General features: G+C 66.4%; 11 protein-coding genes and 1 pseudogene. 10 read left to right on the top strand and 2 right to left on the bottom strand.

Features of this window, described 5'->3' with window-relative positions; all coding sequences use genetic code 11:
* The first annotated feature begins 135 nt into the window (after positions 1-135).
* From ACOGW9_RS09485 to ACOGW9_RS09445, 9 genes and pseudogenes are all read left to right on the top strand, one after another.
* A complete protein-coding gene (locus ACOGW9_RS09485; protein ID WP_419910611.1) occupies positions 136-615 on the top strand; it encodes a GreA/GreB family elongation factor in 480 nt (159 codons plus the stop codon).
* Between the two features lie 62 nt (positions 616-677).
* Positions 678-2099 (top strand): 3-isopropylmalate dehydratase large subunit, encoded by a 1422-nt coding sequence (leuC, locus tag ACOGW9_RS09480; protein WP_419910609.1) that lies wholly within the window; start codon positions 678-680, stop codon positions 2097-2099.
* A gap of 21 nt (positions 2100-2120) precedes the next feature.
* Positions 2121-2711 (top strand): 3-isopropylmalate dehydratase small subunit, encoded by a 591-nt coding sequence (leuD, locus tag ACOGW9_RS09475; RefSeq protein WP_419910607.1) that lies wholly within the window; start codon positions 2121-2123, stop codon positions 2709-2711.
* Between the two features lie 155 nt (positions 2712-2866).
* Complete coding sequence (locus ACOGW9_RS09470) at positions 2867-4615, top strand: ABC transporter substrate-binding protein (protein WP_419910605.1); 1749 nt, start codon at positions 2867-2869, stop codon at positions 4613-4615.
* Between the two features lie 68 nt (positions 4616-4683).
* Complete coding sequence (locus ACOGW9_RS09465) at positions 4684-5667, top strand: ABC transporter permease (protein WP_419910603.1); 984 nt, start codon at positions 4684-4686, stop codon at positions 5665-5667.
* Positions 5660-6586: an ABC transporter permease gene (locus tag ACOGW9_RS09460; protein ID WP_419910601.1), complete on the top strand. Its 927-nt coding sequence runs from the start codon at positions 5660-5662 to the stop codon at positions 6584-6586. Before ACOGW9_RS09465 ends, ACOGW9_RS09460 begins: the two co-directional genes overlap by 8 nt.
* Positions 6587-6589: 3 nt before the next feature.
* Positions 6590-8460: pseudogene (locus ACOGW9_RS09455) on the top strand (dipeptide ABC transporter ATP-binding protein).
* The gene (locus tag ACOGW9_RS09450; protein ID WP_419910599.1) at positions 8460-10160 is read left to right on the top strand and encodes an amidohydrolase; all 1701 of its coding nucleotides are present in this window, start codon (positions 8460-8462) and stop codon (positions 10158-10160) included. Before ACOGW9_RS09455 ends, ACOGW9_RS09450 begins: the two are co-directional and overlap by 1 nt.
* A gap of 69 nt (positions 10161-10229) precedes the next feature.
* The gene (locus ACOGW9_RS09445) at positions 10230-11225 is read left to right on the top strand and encodes a CobW family GTP-binding protein (RefSeq protein ID WP_419910597.1); all 996 of its coding nucleotides are present in this window, start codon (positions 10230-10232) and stop codon (positions 11223-11225) included.
* A gap of 58 nt (positions 11226-11283) precedes the next feature.
* Here the strand turns inward: ACOGW9_RS09445 and ACOGW9_RS09440 are convergent, their stop codons facing one another.
* Positions 11284-12108: an ATP-binding protein gene (locus ACOGW9_RS09440; protein WP_419910595.1), complete on the bottom strand. Its 825-nt coding sequence runs from the start codon at positions 12106-12108 to the stop codon at positions 11284-11286.
* A gap of 89 nt (positions 12109-12197) precedes the next feature.
* On the opposite strand from ACOGW9_RS09440, the gene ACOGW9_RS09435 reads away from it, so the two are divergent.
* Positions 12198-13196: a hypothetical protein gene (locus ACOGW9_RS09435; RefSeq protein WP_419910593.1), complete on the top strand. Its 999-nt coding sequence runs from the start codon at positions 12198-12200 to the stop codon at positions 13194-13196.
* A 139-nt stretch (positions 13197-13335) separates the two neighbouring features.
* Here ACOGW9_RS09435 and ACOGW9_RS09430 read toward each other — a convergent pair whose 3' ends face one another.
* A complete protein-coding gene (locus ACOGW9_RS09430) occupies positions 13336-14724 on the bottom strand; it encodes an alkyl sulfatase dimerization domain-containing protein (RefSeq protein WP_419910591.1) in 1389 nt (462 codons plus the stop codon).
* Positions 14725-14728 lie beyond the last annotated feature (4 nt).

Below are 14728 nucleotides of genomic sequence, written 5' to 3'. Positions count from 1 at the left end.
TGCGGGGAACGTGCCGCTCCCGCTCCAGGATTTCCAGCCAGTACATCCCGAAGCGCGATCGAGCCCCGAGTTCGACCTCGGCTTGCCGATCGCGCCAGAGAGTGTGCCCGGATAAGCCCTCGGTAACCTCGCGGGGTGCCCGAGATCCATCACATCTCTGCCGAGACCCACGACCGGCTGCAAGCGGAGCTCACCGATCTGACTGGTCGTGGGCGCATTGATATTGCGGCACAGATCGAGACCGCGCGCCTGCTGGGAGACCTGTCGGAGAACGGCGACTACCACGCCGCCAAGGAGGAGCAGGGGAAGATGGAAGGCCGCATCATGCGGCTGAAGTCCATCCTGGAGAACTGCGAGATCGTCGCCGACATTGATGACAGCTCCGGCGACAGCGTCGTGGCTCCGGGCCTCGTGGTGTCCATCCGCTTCCAGGGCGACGAGGAAGTCGAGCAGTACCTGTTCGGCTCGATCGAGGAACGCCGGTCAGGCATCGAGGTGGTCTCGCCGGGATCTCCGATGGGCCGGGCGCTCGAGGGCGCACGGGCCGGCCAGACGGTGACCTACGAGGCAAACGGCAACCAGCTGAGCATCGACATCGTCGCCATCGAGGCCTGACTGGCCCCAACGACTGCGCCGGCAGGTTGGTTTGACGGGCGCACAGGGTCCATAGTGGGGATGTGACAGATCCGGCAGCGGCGGGGCCGCGCACGCTCAGCGAGAAGATCTGGGACCGCCACCTCGTACGCACCGGCGGCGGCCAGCCCGATCTCCTCTACATCGACCTGCACCTCATACATGAGGTCACCTCGCCACAGGCGTTCGACGGCCTGCGCATGTCCGGACGCACGGTGCGCCGGCCCGATCTCACGGTCGCCACCGAGGACCACAACGTTCCGACTGCCGACCTGCATCTGCCGATCTCTGACCCGATCTCGGCCAAGCAGGTGCAAGTGCTGCGAGCGAACTGCGCCGAGTTCGGCATCACGCTGTACCCCATGGGCGATCCGGGCCAGGGCATCGTGCATGTCATCGGACCCGAGCAGGGACTCACACTGCCCGGCATGACGGTGGTGTGCGGCGACAGCCACACCTCGACGCACGGGGCGTTCGGTGCGCTGGCATTCGGCATCGGCACATCCGAGGTGGAGCACGTGCTGGCAAGCCAGACGCTGCCGCAGACCCGGCCCTCCACGATGGAGGTACGCGTCGACGGCACGGCGCCGGCTGGTGTGACCGCCAAGGACATCGTGCTCGCCATCATCGGCCGGATCGGCACCGGCGGCGGCATCGGCCACATCATCGAATACCGCGGCTCGGCCATCGAAGCGCTGTCGATGGAAGGGCGGATGACCGTCTGCAACATGTCCATCGAGGCAGGCGCCAAGGCCGGCATGATCGCGCCCGACGACACCACATTCGAGTATGTGAACGGCCGTCGGCACGTCCCTTCCGGAGCTGAGTGGAAAGCTGCGGTGGCCGATTGGCGCTCGCTGGTCACCGATGACGGCGCGACGTTCGACCGTTCGGTGTCCATCGACGCCGCGTCGCTGCGGCCGCACGTCACATGGGGCACCAATCCCGCACACGTCATCCCGATCGACGGCACCGTGCCCGCGCCGAGCGATTTCGACGACCCTGTCGAGGCGACGACCGCCCAGCGGGCGTTGGATTACATGGGGCTGTCCGCTGGCACCCGGCTCTCCGACGTGGCAGTCGACACGGTCTTCATCGGGAGCTGCACGAATTCTCGCATCGAGGACCTGCGTGCGGCTGCGGCCGTGGCACAGGGTCGCACGGTGGCCGACGGGGTTCGGACGCTGGTCGTGCCCGGCTCGTTCGCCGTCAAGACCCAGGCAGAGGCTGAAGGGCTGCACGAGATATTCACCGAGGCGGGTTTCGACTGGCGTGAGCCGGGCTGCTCGATGTGTCTGGCCATGAATCCCGACAAGCTCGCGCCGGGCGAACGCTCGGCGTCAACCTCGAACCGCAACTTCGAGGGCCGGCAGGGCCGCGGCGGGCGCACGCATCTGTGCTCGCCGGAAGTTGCCGCCGCGACGGCGATCGCCGGCCGCTTCGTCACCCCTGACGATCTGGCCTGAATCGAACAAGGGAATGCGCTGATGGAACCCGTGAGAGTGCATGAAGGCCGTGCGGTTCCGCTCGACCGTTCGGACGTGGACACCGACCAGATCATCCCCAGCGACTGGCTCAAGCGCGTCGAGCGCACCGGCTTCGGCAAGGGGCTCTTCAGCGAGTGGCGCGACGAGCGCGACTTCGTGCTGAACGATGAGCGCTTCGCCGGCGCGACGATCCTGGTCGCCGGTGCCAACTTCGGAACCGGATCCTCACGAGAGCACGCCGTATGGGCATTGATGGACTACGGCTTCGTGGCGGTGGTCTCGCCGCGCTTCGGCGACATCTTCCGCAACAACTCCACCAAGAACGGCCTGGTGCCCGTTCAGATTTCCGAAGAGGCTGCAGCGCGGCTGCGGACTGCCGTGGCGGAAGATCCTGACCTCGCGGTGACCGTCGACGTCGAGCGTCGAGTGCTGAGCGCACCCGCTGCGGGCATCGAGGAGTCATTCCCGATGGACGACGCCACACAGGAGCGATTTCTCGAGGGGCTCGACGACATCGGCATCACGCTTCGCAGCACCGAAGCCATCGACCGTTACGAGACCACACGGGCCGCCTGGCTGCCGACGACCTGAACGCTTCCGGCACTTCGCTTGCGGCCCAGCACTGCGGGCCAAGACGCGCAGTGCGTCCGTCAGTCGCGATACGGTACCGCCACGCTTCGGGCGGCTTGCTCGACCTGATCGCGACTTGACGCGAGCAGGCATGCGTACGCGAGGGAGAGCGATCCATGAAGAAATGGCGACTGCTCGTTGCCGTGCTAGCCGTGTTTGCGCTTGTCGCTGCGGCATGCACAAGCGACGACGACGATGACGGTGCGGCACCCGCGGCCACAGCGGCACCGGACACCGATGACATGGCCGACGACGACATGGCCGACGACGGCGACGACCACGACGAGGACGACGGCCACGACGAGGACGACGGCCACGACCACGACGAGGACGAAGACGGCGACGACATGGCTGCGGCGCACGGTCCGTGCAATGACGGCGCCAACGTCGGCGGGACGCTCATCATCGGCAGCACGCAGGTGCCCAGGCATCTCAACGGCACTGTGCAGTCGGGCTATGCGACCGCCGTGCCCGGAACGCAGCTCAATGCCAGCCCGCTGCGCTACGACGCCGAGTACAACCCGATGCCGTACCTGGCAGAGAGCTGGGAGGTCGCCGATGACGGCCTCTCGGTGACGCTGCATCTGGTCGAGGACGCAGTCTTCCACGACGGCATGCCGATCACCTCCGCGGACGTGGCATTCTCGATCCAGACGGTGCAGGCGCATCACCCGTTCAAGCCGATGTACGCACCGGTGACAAGCGTGGACACGCCCGACGAGCACACTGCGGTCATCAACCTCAGCCAGCCGCACCCGGCAATCCTGCTGGCGATGTCGCCCGGCCTGCTGCCGATCATCCCCAAGCACATCTTCGATGACGGCCAGGACCTGCCGACCCACCCCCGCAACACCGAGGACTTTGTGGGCTCGGGTCCGTTCCGGCTGGCCGAGTACGAACCCGGCACGATCATCCGGATGGAGCGCTTCGACGACTTCTTCATCGAGGGCACGCCGTGCCTGGACGAGATCGTGATGGAGATCACGCCCGATCCCACCTCGATTGTGCTCGGCCTTGAGAACGGCACTACGCACCTCTCGGTGACGCTCGGCGGCGCTGCCAACACGCTGCGGCTGATGGACAACCCTGACGTCGAGGTGACTGCCAGCGGCCACGAGGCGATCGGGCAGGTCCAGTGGCTGGAGTTCAACGTCAACGATCCGGTGTTGTCTGACCAGCGAGTGCGCCAGGCCATCGCGTACGCGATCGACCGGGACTTCCTCGCTGAGGTGATCGACCAAGGCCTCACCTTCCCGGCGCCGACCGGAATCGTGACTGCAAGCCCGTTCCACAACACCAACGTCAACCACTACGACAAGGACGTCGACCGGGCCAAGGCGCTGCTGGCCGAGGCGGGCTACGGCGAAGGCGAGCTGGAGCTCAGCATCGACTACATCCCGCCGACGCAGGTGATCTACGCCGAGTACGTGGTGCAGGCCCTCGAAGAAGCCGGCATCAAGACCGAGTTGAGCGTCTCACCGGACTTCCCCACGTGGGCCCAGCGCGTCGCCGGCGGGAATCACCAGATGACGATCAACAACGTCTGGAACTGGGGCGATCCGGTGATCGGCGTGCATCGCACGTACCTGTGCGACAACCGGGTCGGTGTGATCTGGACGAACAACACGGGCTACTGCAACCCTGAAGTGGACAGCATCCTGGCCGCTGCAGGGCAAGAGCTCGACGGTGCCGAGCGGGCCCGCCTGTACGGGCAGTTCCAGGAGATCGTGGCCGACGAAGTCCCGATCTACTTCCTGACCACACCGCCGTTCTGGCAGGCGTACAACCCGGTCGTGCAGAACCCGCCGATCAACAACATCTGGGGGCAGATGTCGCCGATGCACGAGGTCTGGCTCGACCAGTAGCGGCGACACAAGCCCAGTGCAGCGGCACTGACACCGCTGCTCGGAATCCAACCTCGTAGAGATCATCAATGCTCAGGTCCATCACCGCCAGGATCGCCCAAGCACTTGGGTTGATCCTGGCGGTGATGTGCTTGAACTTCCTGCTCATCCACCTCACACCCGGTGATCCAGCCACGGTCATCGTCGGCGAGAGTGGTGCCGGGGACCCCGAACTGCTGGACGAGATCCGGGCGCAATACGGACTCGACCGGCCAGTCATCGTGCAGCTGCTCTCCTACGTCGGCCGCGTCGCCACCGGTGACCTGGGCGACTCGTACTTTTTCAACCAGTCGGTGACATCGCTGATCATCCAGCGCTTGTGGCCCACGGTGCTGCTGGTCGGCACGGCGCTGGCGTTTGCCGTGGCAGCGGGAACGATGGTCGGCGTCGCCACTGCGCGCCGTCCCGAGAGCCCGATCAGCCACGGCGCGACGGTGCTGGCGCTGGTGGGCTTCTCTATGCCGGTCTTCTGGACCGGGATCATGCTGGTGATCCTGTTTGCCTCGGCGTGGCAGCTGCTGCCAGTGCAGGGGTGGCACGACGTCAGCTACCCAGAGGACCTGATCGGAAACATGCTCGACGTAGGCGAGCACCTGGTGCTGCCCGCGCTGACGCTCGGTCTGATCTACCTGGCGCAGTACAGCCGCTTGTCACGCGCATCGATGCTGGAAGTGCTCGAGTCGGATTACGTGCGAACGGCTCGGGCCAAGGGTCTGAGCGAGCGGCGAGTGGTGTACAAGCATGCACTGCGCAATGCCGTCATTCCGGTGGTGACTGTTGTGGGCTTGCAGTTCGGGGCGCTGCTGTCTGGGGCGCTGCTGGTGGAAACGGTGTTCAACTGGCCGGGCCTGGGACGGCTCGCGTTCGATTCGATCCTGCGAAGGGACACGTCAGTACTGCTGGGCGTGCTGCTGGTGTCCTCGGTGATGGTGATCATCGCCAATCTGCTGACGGATCTGCTGTACACCGTCATCGACCCGCGCATCCGGCTGCGGGAACGATCCAATGTCTGAAACCACCGGGCTCGGGGACGCTGCCGCCGCCGACGCGGGCGTCGCGCCGGGCCTCGGTGCCGGCGGCGCAGGAGCCGCACGACCAGGCCGGGAAACAATGCGGCTGTTCGTGCGCAACCGAGCGGCAGTGGCAGGGGTCGTCATGCTCGTGGGGATCATCTTCATGACCTTCGTCGGGCCACGCATCTACGACAACGATCCCAAGGACATCGTCGCTATCCCGCTCACGGGCCCTGGCGAGCTGGAAGAGGCCCGACTGGGCACCGACTACCTGGGTCGGGACGTGCTGGCTGGCGTGATCGGCGGCGGAGTGACGAGCCTGACGGTCGCTGCCATGGCAGCCGCGATGGTGTTGGTGATCGGCATCAGCATCGGCGCGCTGGCCGGTTACTACGGCGGATGGCTGGACAGCGCCCTGATGCGCTTCACGGAGTTCTTCCAAGTGCTGCCCGCGTTGCTCTTCGCCATGGTGGTCGTGGCGCTGTTCGAGCCGTCGAAATGGACCATTGCGTTCGCGATCGGCGTGGTCGCCTGGCCCGGTATCGCCCGCATCACGCGAGCCGAGTTCCTGCGGCTCAAGAACCTGGAGTTCGTGCGTTCGGCGCGTGCAGTCGGGGCCACAGACTGGCGCATCATTCGCAAGGTGGTGTTTCCGAACGCGCTGCCGCCGCTGATCGTGTCGGCAACGCTCATCATGGGTACGGCGATCCTGTTCGAAGCGGGGCTGGCGTTCTTGGGTCTCGGCGATCCGAACAGCACCAGCTGGGGCCTGATGATCGGACTGAACCGAGGCAACTTCCTGACAGCGTGGTGGTCGGTGACATTCCCCGGCCTGGCGATCTTCTTCACCGTGCTGAGCTTCAGCCTGATCGGCGACGGCTTGCAAGATGCCTACAACCCCAAGCTGCGAGGTCGCTGAGTCGTGAACGTTGCTTCCTCAGCACGCCACAACGGCAGCGATGCCGCATCGCCGCGACTGCAGGTGAGAGGACTGACCGTCAGTTTCGACGAGTTCGTCGCCGTCAATGACGTGTCGTTCGACCTGCACGACGGTGGGACGCTGGCGGTCGTCGGCGAATCCGGATCGGGCAAGTCGGTTACCGCCCTGTCAATCATGCGCCTCATCGAGATCGGCACCCGGGCGGAGATCCGCAGCGGCGAGGTGCTGTTCCGCCATGACGACGGCACCGTCACCGATCTGCTGAAGCTCCCCGAACCGCAGATGCGATCGATTCGGGGCGATCGCATATCGATGATCTTCCAGGAGCCGCTGACCAGCCTCAACCCCGTCTATACCGTCGGCAGCCAGATCAGCGAGGCGCTGCGGCTGCACCGCGGCATGAGCCGCAGCGAGGCTCGCGAGCGCACCCTGGAGATGCTCAATCGCGTCCGGATCCCGGATGCGGCACGGCGTATCGACCAGTACCCGCACGAGATGTCGGGTGGGATGCGCCAACGGGTCATGATCGCGATGGCTCTTGCCTGCGACCCGGCGATCCTGATCGCGGATGAGCCGACCACCGCGCTCGACGTCACCATCCAAGCGCAGATCCTCGCACTGATGGCCGAGATGCAGCGCGAGACCGGGGCAGCGGTGCTCATCATCACCCACGACATGGGCGTGGTTGCCGAGATTGCCGACGAGGTCGTCGTGATGCAGCAGTCGCGATTGGTCGAGCGCGGCCACGTCTCGGACATATTCGACCGACCCAGCGAGCCCTACACGCAGTCGCTGCTGGCTGCGGTGCCCCGCCTGGGGTCGATGGCTGGCGTTGAGGCCCCGCAGCGCTTCGACCTGATCGATCCCGATGCTCTGGCGGCGGCAGCCACGTCGGGCGTGGGCAGCGACGGGGGCGCGGACTCGTGACGCAGCACGATGCCGCAGAGGCTGAGCCGATCGTCGAAGTCGATGCGCTCACCAAGCACTTCCCGGCCAGCCACGGCGCCCGCGTGCACGCAGTGGAGCAGGTCAGCCTGCACATCGATCGCGGCGAGACGCTGGCGGTTGTGGGCGAGAGCGGCTGCGGCAAATCGACGCTGGCGTACCTGATCATCCGCCTGCTGAATCCGACCAGCGGCACCATCCGGCTCGACGGCGCCGACATCACGAACCTGGGACCCCGGGCGCTGCGGCCACACCGGCGCAAGGCACAGATCGTCTTCCAGGACCCTTTCGCCAGTCTGGATCCCCGCCGCACCGTGGGCAAGGCGATCGCAGAACCGCTCGAGATACATCGGGCAGTGCCAAAGCGCGACACCAGCGACGTCGTGGCCGACTTGCTGCGCCGCGTGGGCATGTCGCCCAACCACATGCGGCAGTACCCGCACCAATTCTCCGGTGGCCAGCGGCAGCGCATCTGCATCGCCCGGGCCTTGGCGCTGCGACCCGAGCTGGTGATCGCGGACGAGGCAGTCTCTGCGCTGGACGTCTCGATCCAGGCGCAGGTCATCAACCTGATGATGGACCTGCAGGAAGAGCTCGGACTGTCGTACTTGTTCATCAGCCACGACCTCGCCGTGGTGGAGCGGATCGCCCACCGGGTCGGCGTGATGTACCTCGGACAGATTGTTGAACTGGGCCCGCGGCGAGCCATCTTCGAGAACCCCATGCACGACTACACCAAGCGGCTGCTCGATGCAGTGCCGATCGCCGATCCGGCTCGCCGCCGCACCGACCGATCGGTGCAGACCGACGAGGTGCCCAGCCCGGTCTTCGAAGCAGGCACCGCCCCGGACCCTGTGACACTGTTCGAAGTGGAGCCGGGGCACTACGTGGCGCAGGAGCAGGAATGATGGAATCGCACGCGCCGGCCGGCACCGACAACGAACCGTTCGTGATCTACCCGGCGCGCCGGGTCATCACCATCAACCCCGCGTTCCCCTTCGGCGAAGCCGTAGCCGTAGCCGGCGACCGCATCCTGGGCGTCGGCAGCACCGACGAGCTGGCGTCGTGGGGCGAGCACCGCATCGACGATTGCTTTGCCTCTCACGTGATCATGCCCGGGTTCATCGAAGCGCACTGCCACGTCATGTCGGGCGGGCTGTGGAATTCCACCTACGTGGGCTACTTCGACCGGCGCGATCCGCAGGGGCTGCTGTGGCCGGGCTGCACGTCGATCGACGATGTGCTCGAACGGCTGGGCAAGGCCGCAGCCGACATGACCGACGACTCCCAGACGCTGCTGGCCTGGGGCCTCGACCCCATCTACTTCCCGGGCGAGCGGCTCGTGGCGCGCCACCTCGACACCGTGACCGGCGACCGGCCGACGCTGATACTGCATGCCAGCGGGCATCTCGCCACCATCAACTCGGCGCTCATGGACCGATGCGGGATCGACGAGACGGCGACCAGTCCCGGCGTGGCCCGGGGCGGCGACGGGCTGCCGAACGGCGAGCTGCATGAGCCCGCCGGGATGATGCTGGCCGGCGAAGCATTCGCCGACATGATGAAGGCCAACCGCAGCGAGCAGGCCCGCTGGCGCTACGCCAACGAGGCACGCAATGCCGGGCACACCCTGCTGACGGACCTGGGCACAACGCAGCTCTGGGACCCGGACCAGCTCGGCAACTGGAAGAAGGTGACCAGCGATCCGGCATATCCAGCGCGGGTGATGGTGGCAATGTCGAACCTGTTCGGGGCCACGGCCGACCCGGCAGAGCTGGCCGAGCTGTGCGTGCAGCTGAAGGGCGAGCAGACCGCCAAGCTTCGCTTCGGCATCGTCAAGCTGATCCTGGACGGCTCAATTCAGGGGTTCACGGCCCGCATCAGCTGGCCGCATTACTACAAGCCGCCGCCTGGGCACATCGGCAACGGCATGTGGCTGACTGCTCCCGACCAGATGGCCGACCTGGTGGAGCAGTACCACCGAGCCGGCTTGACTGTGCACTGTCATTGCAATGGCGACGAGGCCACCGAGGCGTTCGTAGAAGCCGTCGAGCAAGTGCTCGAGCGCTATCCCCGCTGGGATCATCGCCACACCGTGCAGCACTGCCAGCTCACCACGCCCGACCAGTACCGTCGCATGGCAGCGCTCGGCATGCACGCCAACATCTTCTCGAACCACATCTACTACTGGGGCGACCAACATCGGGACGTGACCGTGGGACCCGAGCGCGCGGCGCGGATGGATGCCTGCGGGACGGCCTTGGCCAGCGGCGTCAGCTTCTCGATCCACTCAGATTCGCCGATCACGCCGCTGGGCCACCTGCACACGGCATGGTGCGCGGTGAACCGGGTGACAGCGTCGGGCCAAGTGCTGGGTCCCGACGAGCGAATCGGCGTGTCGGATGCCTTGCGGGCCATCACCATCGAGGCCGCCCGGCAGATCAAGATGGACGCCGAGATCGGCAGCATCGAGGCCGGCAAGCTGGCCGACTTCGCCGTGCTGGAGGACGACCCGCTGAGCGTCGGCCCGATGGCGTTGCGTGATATCGGGGTGTGGGGCACGGTGCTGGGCGGCGTCCCCCAGCCTGCGCAGATCAGCGGTACGTAAAGGCCGCTCCAACGGCGAGCGCACGGCATTGCGCGGCGAAGTTGCGGGCACAGGCAAGATGAGCGGTAGATGAGCACTCAGCGCCTTCCCATGAACGTCGTCGGCGGGTACCTGGGCGCGGGCAAGACGACGCTGGTGAACCATGTGCTGCGCTCGTCCGACGAGCGCATCGCCGTGATCGTCAACGACTTCGGCGAGATCTCCATCGACGAAGACCTGATCGTGGCCGCCGACAGCGACAAGCTGACGCTGGCCAACGGCTGCATCTGCTGCACGCTCGCCGACGGGTTCGCCGCCGCACTCATGCAGATCCGCTCGGCGGGCGCACTGCCGCAACGCCTGCTCATCGAGGCCAGCGGTGTCGCCGACCCGATCCAGATAGCGGCCTATGGCCACACGCCCGGGTTGCGACTGGACGCCGTGGTGGTGATGGCAGATGCCGAGCAAGTCCGCCGCCAAGCCAATGACCGCTGGGTGGCCGACACCGTGCGGATGCAGCTTGCAGCCGCAGACCTGCTGGTGGTCAACAAGATCGACTTGCTCGACGATGCCGACAAAGCCGACGACTTGTGCCACTGGCTGGCAGGGCTCGCGGCCGGCGCCACTGTTGTGCGGGCGAGTCGAGCTGCGGTGCCCATCGATGTGCTGCTCGGCCCCCGATCGGCCGATGACGCGGCCGACATCCGTGAACGGCCGGCGCCCGAGGCGGCCGCTGCTTCCAGATGGCACGTCGTGGAGGAGCTCTTCGAATCGCAGACCGTCGTGCTCGACGCACCTGTTCCCATGCCCGTCATCGAGGCGTTGCTCGCCGATCTGCCCGACGACGTCGCCCGGCTCAAGGGTCTGGTGCAAGCAGCGCCGGCCGCCGGCGCGAGCGACACGACCGCCAGAGAAGCCGCCGACGCGGCCGCCTACCTGGTCGAAGCCGTCGGCAAACGCACCTCGATGACACCCCACCTCACCGACCCCACCCAGCCACCACCCCGGTGGGCCATCAGCCTCATATCCCACAAGGGCGCCCTCGCTCCCGACTGGCTCGCCGAGCGACTGCGCTCAGATTGCTGAGCCGTCCTGCTCAGGAATGGCCCGCGAAGTCTCGAGAGGGCTTGCCGGGGCGGCGGGGTCAGATCTCCCAGAGGAGCGACTTCGCGGTGAGCCCCAGCAGCGCCGTCGCGAGCCCGGTGTCGTTGACATGGACCTTCGGGCGGCGCTTGGCGCGTGTGGCCGCGCCGGTAGCCCAGCCGGACATGCGGGTGACGAGGTGCGTCATCTCCAGATACGACAGGTAGTCGGCAGTGGTGTCGATGCTGCCCAACTCCAGGTCGCGATGGATGTCGCGCATCACGAGTTCTGAGGCCGTCCTGGCCGCGGCCGCTCGCAGCAGGCGCGCCAGCTCGGTGGACCGTCGAGCCCCTGTGACCTCGACGATGTCGCGGGTCACAGCGGTATGCACGTATGCGTCGAACCACAGCCTGCGATCTGATTCCCCCAAGCTGATTGCTTCGGGATAGCCGCCGCGACAGATGCGGTCGGCATAGTCGGCCCGGGTCACTGCTGACGGTGCGGCATGCAAGAGCTCCTGGGTCGCGGTCGCTTGGGCGCGACCGTCATCGAGCAAGAAGGTCAACAACCCGTTGCCAGTGCCTTCCATCTCGACCTGCGAGAACGGCGCCAGGTCGAAGAACACTGCTCGGCCCGCCAGCGACTCCGAGAACACCGGAACCGTCAGGAAGTTCGTCGAACCGGTCAGCAGGAAGCCGCCCGGAGTCGGGTCGGAATGGTGCAGAGCGTGTGCCCGTTCGCAGCACGCCGTATTGTCAGGTGCAATGAACGCGATTCGACGAGCGGCCGCGCTGCCTGCTGCGACGGCGTCGCACGACCACCGCTGACGTGCGAACGGCGATGTCCGGACCCTGCTGTGCTGCCTGTCGGATCGCCATGCTGGCATCGGCTGCGCTGCTTGCAGCCGGATGCGGCCTGTTCGGAAACGACCAACCGGCTGTGCAGCAGACACTGAGCACATCGCAGCCTGCGCCGGTGCCGGCGACGACCACGACGCGCGCACCGTTCGTTGTGTCGATCGCCGAAGAATACGAAGCTGAGGCCGCTCTCGACACACTGGTCGATGAGATCTTCGAGGAATCGGGCCTCGAGACTGCGATTGACGAGGCGGTCGATGAGATCTTCGAAGAGTTGGCCACAGAACTGGCCGACGAGGTCCCGTCGGCGGGCGAGGACGCGCTGTCATCCGATGTCTGTGCCGAGAGGACATTGGGCGAGTGGACGGTGTCGCGGCTCCGAGACGGCTCGTGTGCCAGCCGAGTCATCAGCCGAGAATCGACCGGCGACGAGAGCATCACGCTCGACGGCGATGACCGCTCGAGCGAAGATGCCTCCGGCAGCGATGACGCCGAGAGCGAAGATGCAACCGCGGGCGAAGGCGTCGTCGGTTTGGTGTGCCGATGGGTCGGCGAGGGCGAATTCGATGTCGAGATGTACGTGCAGTTGCCGTCCTACACCATCGAGGAGGAGTGGCGCGGCTTCAGGGCGAGACTGTGGGTGCTGCCGGTTGCACGATACGCGTCGGCGACGCGAGCATGGCCAGCGGCTGAGTTTGGGGAGGAACTCACGACGGCGGAGCAGGGGCTGCTCATCGAGGGTGCTGACCCGACGCGAGTTGCCTTCTACCCAGATGACGGGGCGGAAGATCTCGACGCTTTCTCGGCGACCGAGGTCGGCGATATCCCGAGCGTGTTCGGCGCCAGAGGCACGACACGTTTCGGCCGGCCGCTCGAGCTGTGGATCGAGACTGCACGCGATGTCGTCCAGGAAGAGCAAGAGGACCAGACTGCTGACGATGAAGCACAGGACGTGCCGTCGGAGGAGGAGACTGAGACCCTTGTGTGGCGGGCCATCTTCCCGCTGAGCGGCGCCGCGGCGGCTGCCGAAATCGTCGGCGAAGATTGCAACAGGCTGAACCTCCGCCCGACGTACGAGACGTACGACATCGACGGCTTCGTGCCCGGAGGTCCCTGAGGACGACACCGCGGCGGCTCTGCCGATCGTGCGCGACCACCGTCGAATCCGGCCACGACCGCTCGCGGCGGCTCTGCCGATCGTGCGCAACCATCGTCGAATCCGGCCGCGACCGCTCGCGGCGGGCCTCCGGTGGCGTCTAGCTGCTCGGGTCCTCGATCATCGAGGCTGCTTCGGCCCGCAACTCCTGTGCGCAGGTATGGAGATAGTTGCGGCCGGTTGCCGTCACCATGTTGTAGGCGAGTTCGTCGACGGCGTCGGCCTTGAGCACGAGCGCCTCGTGTGCCCGGTGGCCGAGGGCCAGCACCATGTCGGCCAACTCGGCAGCCCACTGTGCCTCGCCCGCGGCGAGCGCCTCGCTCGCCCGTTCGAACAGCACGTCGACCCCCCCGGCCAGCGCCGCCACTCGCCCGGCCCGGTCCCGAGGGTGGAGCGGGTTCATGTGGGCCGGATCGCCGTCGAACCATCCGAGGATGCCGCTGTAGATCGCGCGCACACCCCAGCTCACGTTGCCGTAGTACTCGCCGAGCAAGGGATCGGCGGCAAGGTCAGGCGGCAGGGTCACCTCGTGAGCGAGCTCGTCCGGCGTCTTGCCGTCATTCATGCCAGCGATGGTCTGGTTGTAGACGTGCCACAGCCCCCGGCTGTAGACATCGAGCGCTCGATCCACCTCGGCCGCTCCCGAGAACGGAATGGTGTGGCCCAACACCAAGTGCTCGGCCTGCATTGCCCGGATCCGGTCGACCGACTCGCACCAATCTCGCACGTCGCGGTACTGGGTGCCGCGGATCGCGTACAGGTTGGGAAAGGACCGGTACATGTTGTCGCCGGCGAACACCACCCGCTGGTCGGCGAACCACGTCATGATCTGGTCGTCGGTCTCGCCGGGGTTGTACGACACCTCCAAGGTGACGCCGCCGAGCGAGACGGTGGCCCGTGTCTCAAAGGTTTGATTCGGCAGCGCCCTCGGATCGGGGCCGCCGGCAGGGCCCTGTGCGAGCGTCCCCTCTTCGGGATAGATCGCCGACGCGATGCCGTTGTTGATGCGCTTTTCGGGGGGCAGCAGGAACCCGGCCTGCCGGAGCCCGCGCTGGCGGGCAACGTGAGCGCCGTTGCGGCCGAATCGACGAGCCTCATCACCGAAGCGAGCGATGCCCCAGATCTCGATATCGGGGTTCTCGTCCAAGAATGCGGCCGCGCCGCCGGTGTGATCCGGATGTCCGTGGGTGTAGACGAGGCCGAGAATCGGGAGGTCGGTGCGGGTACGCAGCTCGGCGATGGCGGCCGCTGACTCGCCGGGCAGCGATCCGGAATCGACGGCCACGATGCCCGTGTCGCCGAGCACGAACGAGAATGTCGACACGCCATAGCCGACGGCAACACAGACTCGGTCAGTCAGATCGACGAACTGCCGAGCAAAGAGGTGATCGATCGAGCGCAGTGCCTCCGAAGCGGCTGTATCCGAACCGTCCATCAGCTCGTCATCGGGCGGCGTCTGCGGCCTCGATGCGGACGGGTCGGGTCGCACTGTC

Source organism: Candidatus Poriferisodalis sp., from assembly GCF_965203655.1.
GTDB lineage: Bacteria > Actinomycetota > Acidimicrobiia > Acidimicrobiales > Poriferisodalaceae > Poriferisodalis.
The sequence above is the reverse complement of the archived record's forward strand: the minus strand, read 5'-3'. Positions and strand labels throughout refer to the sequence as shown.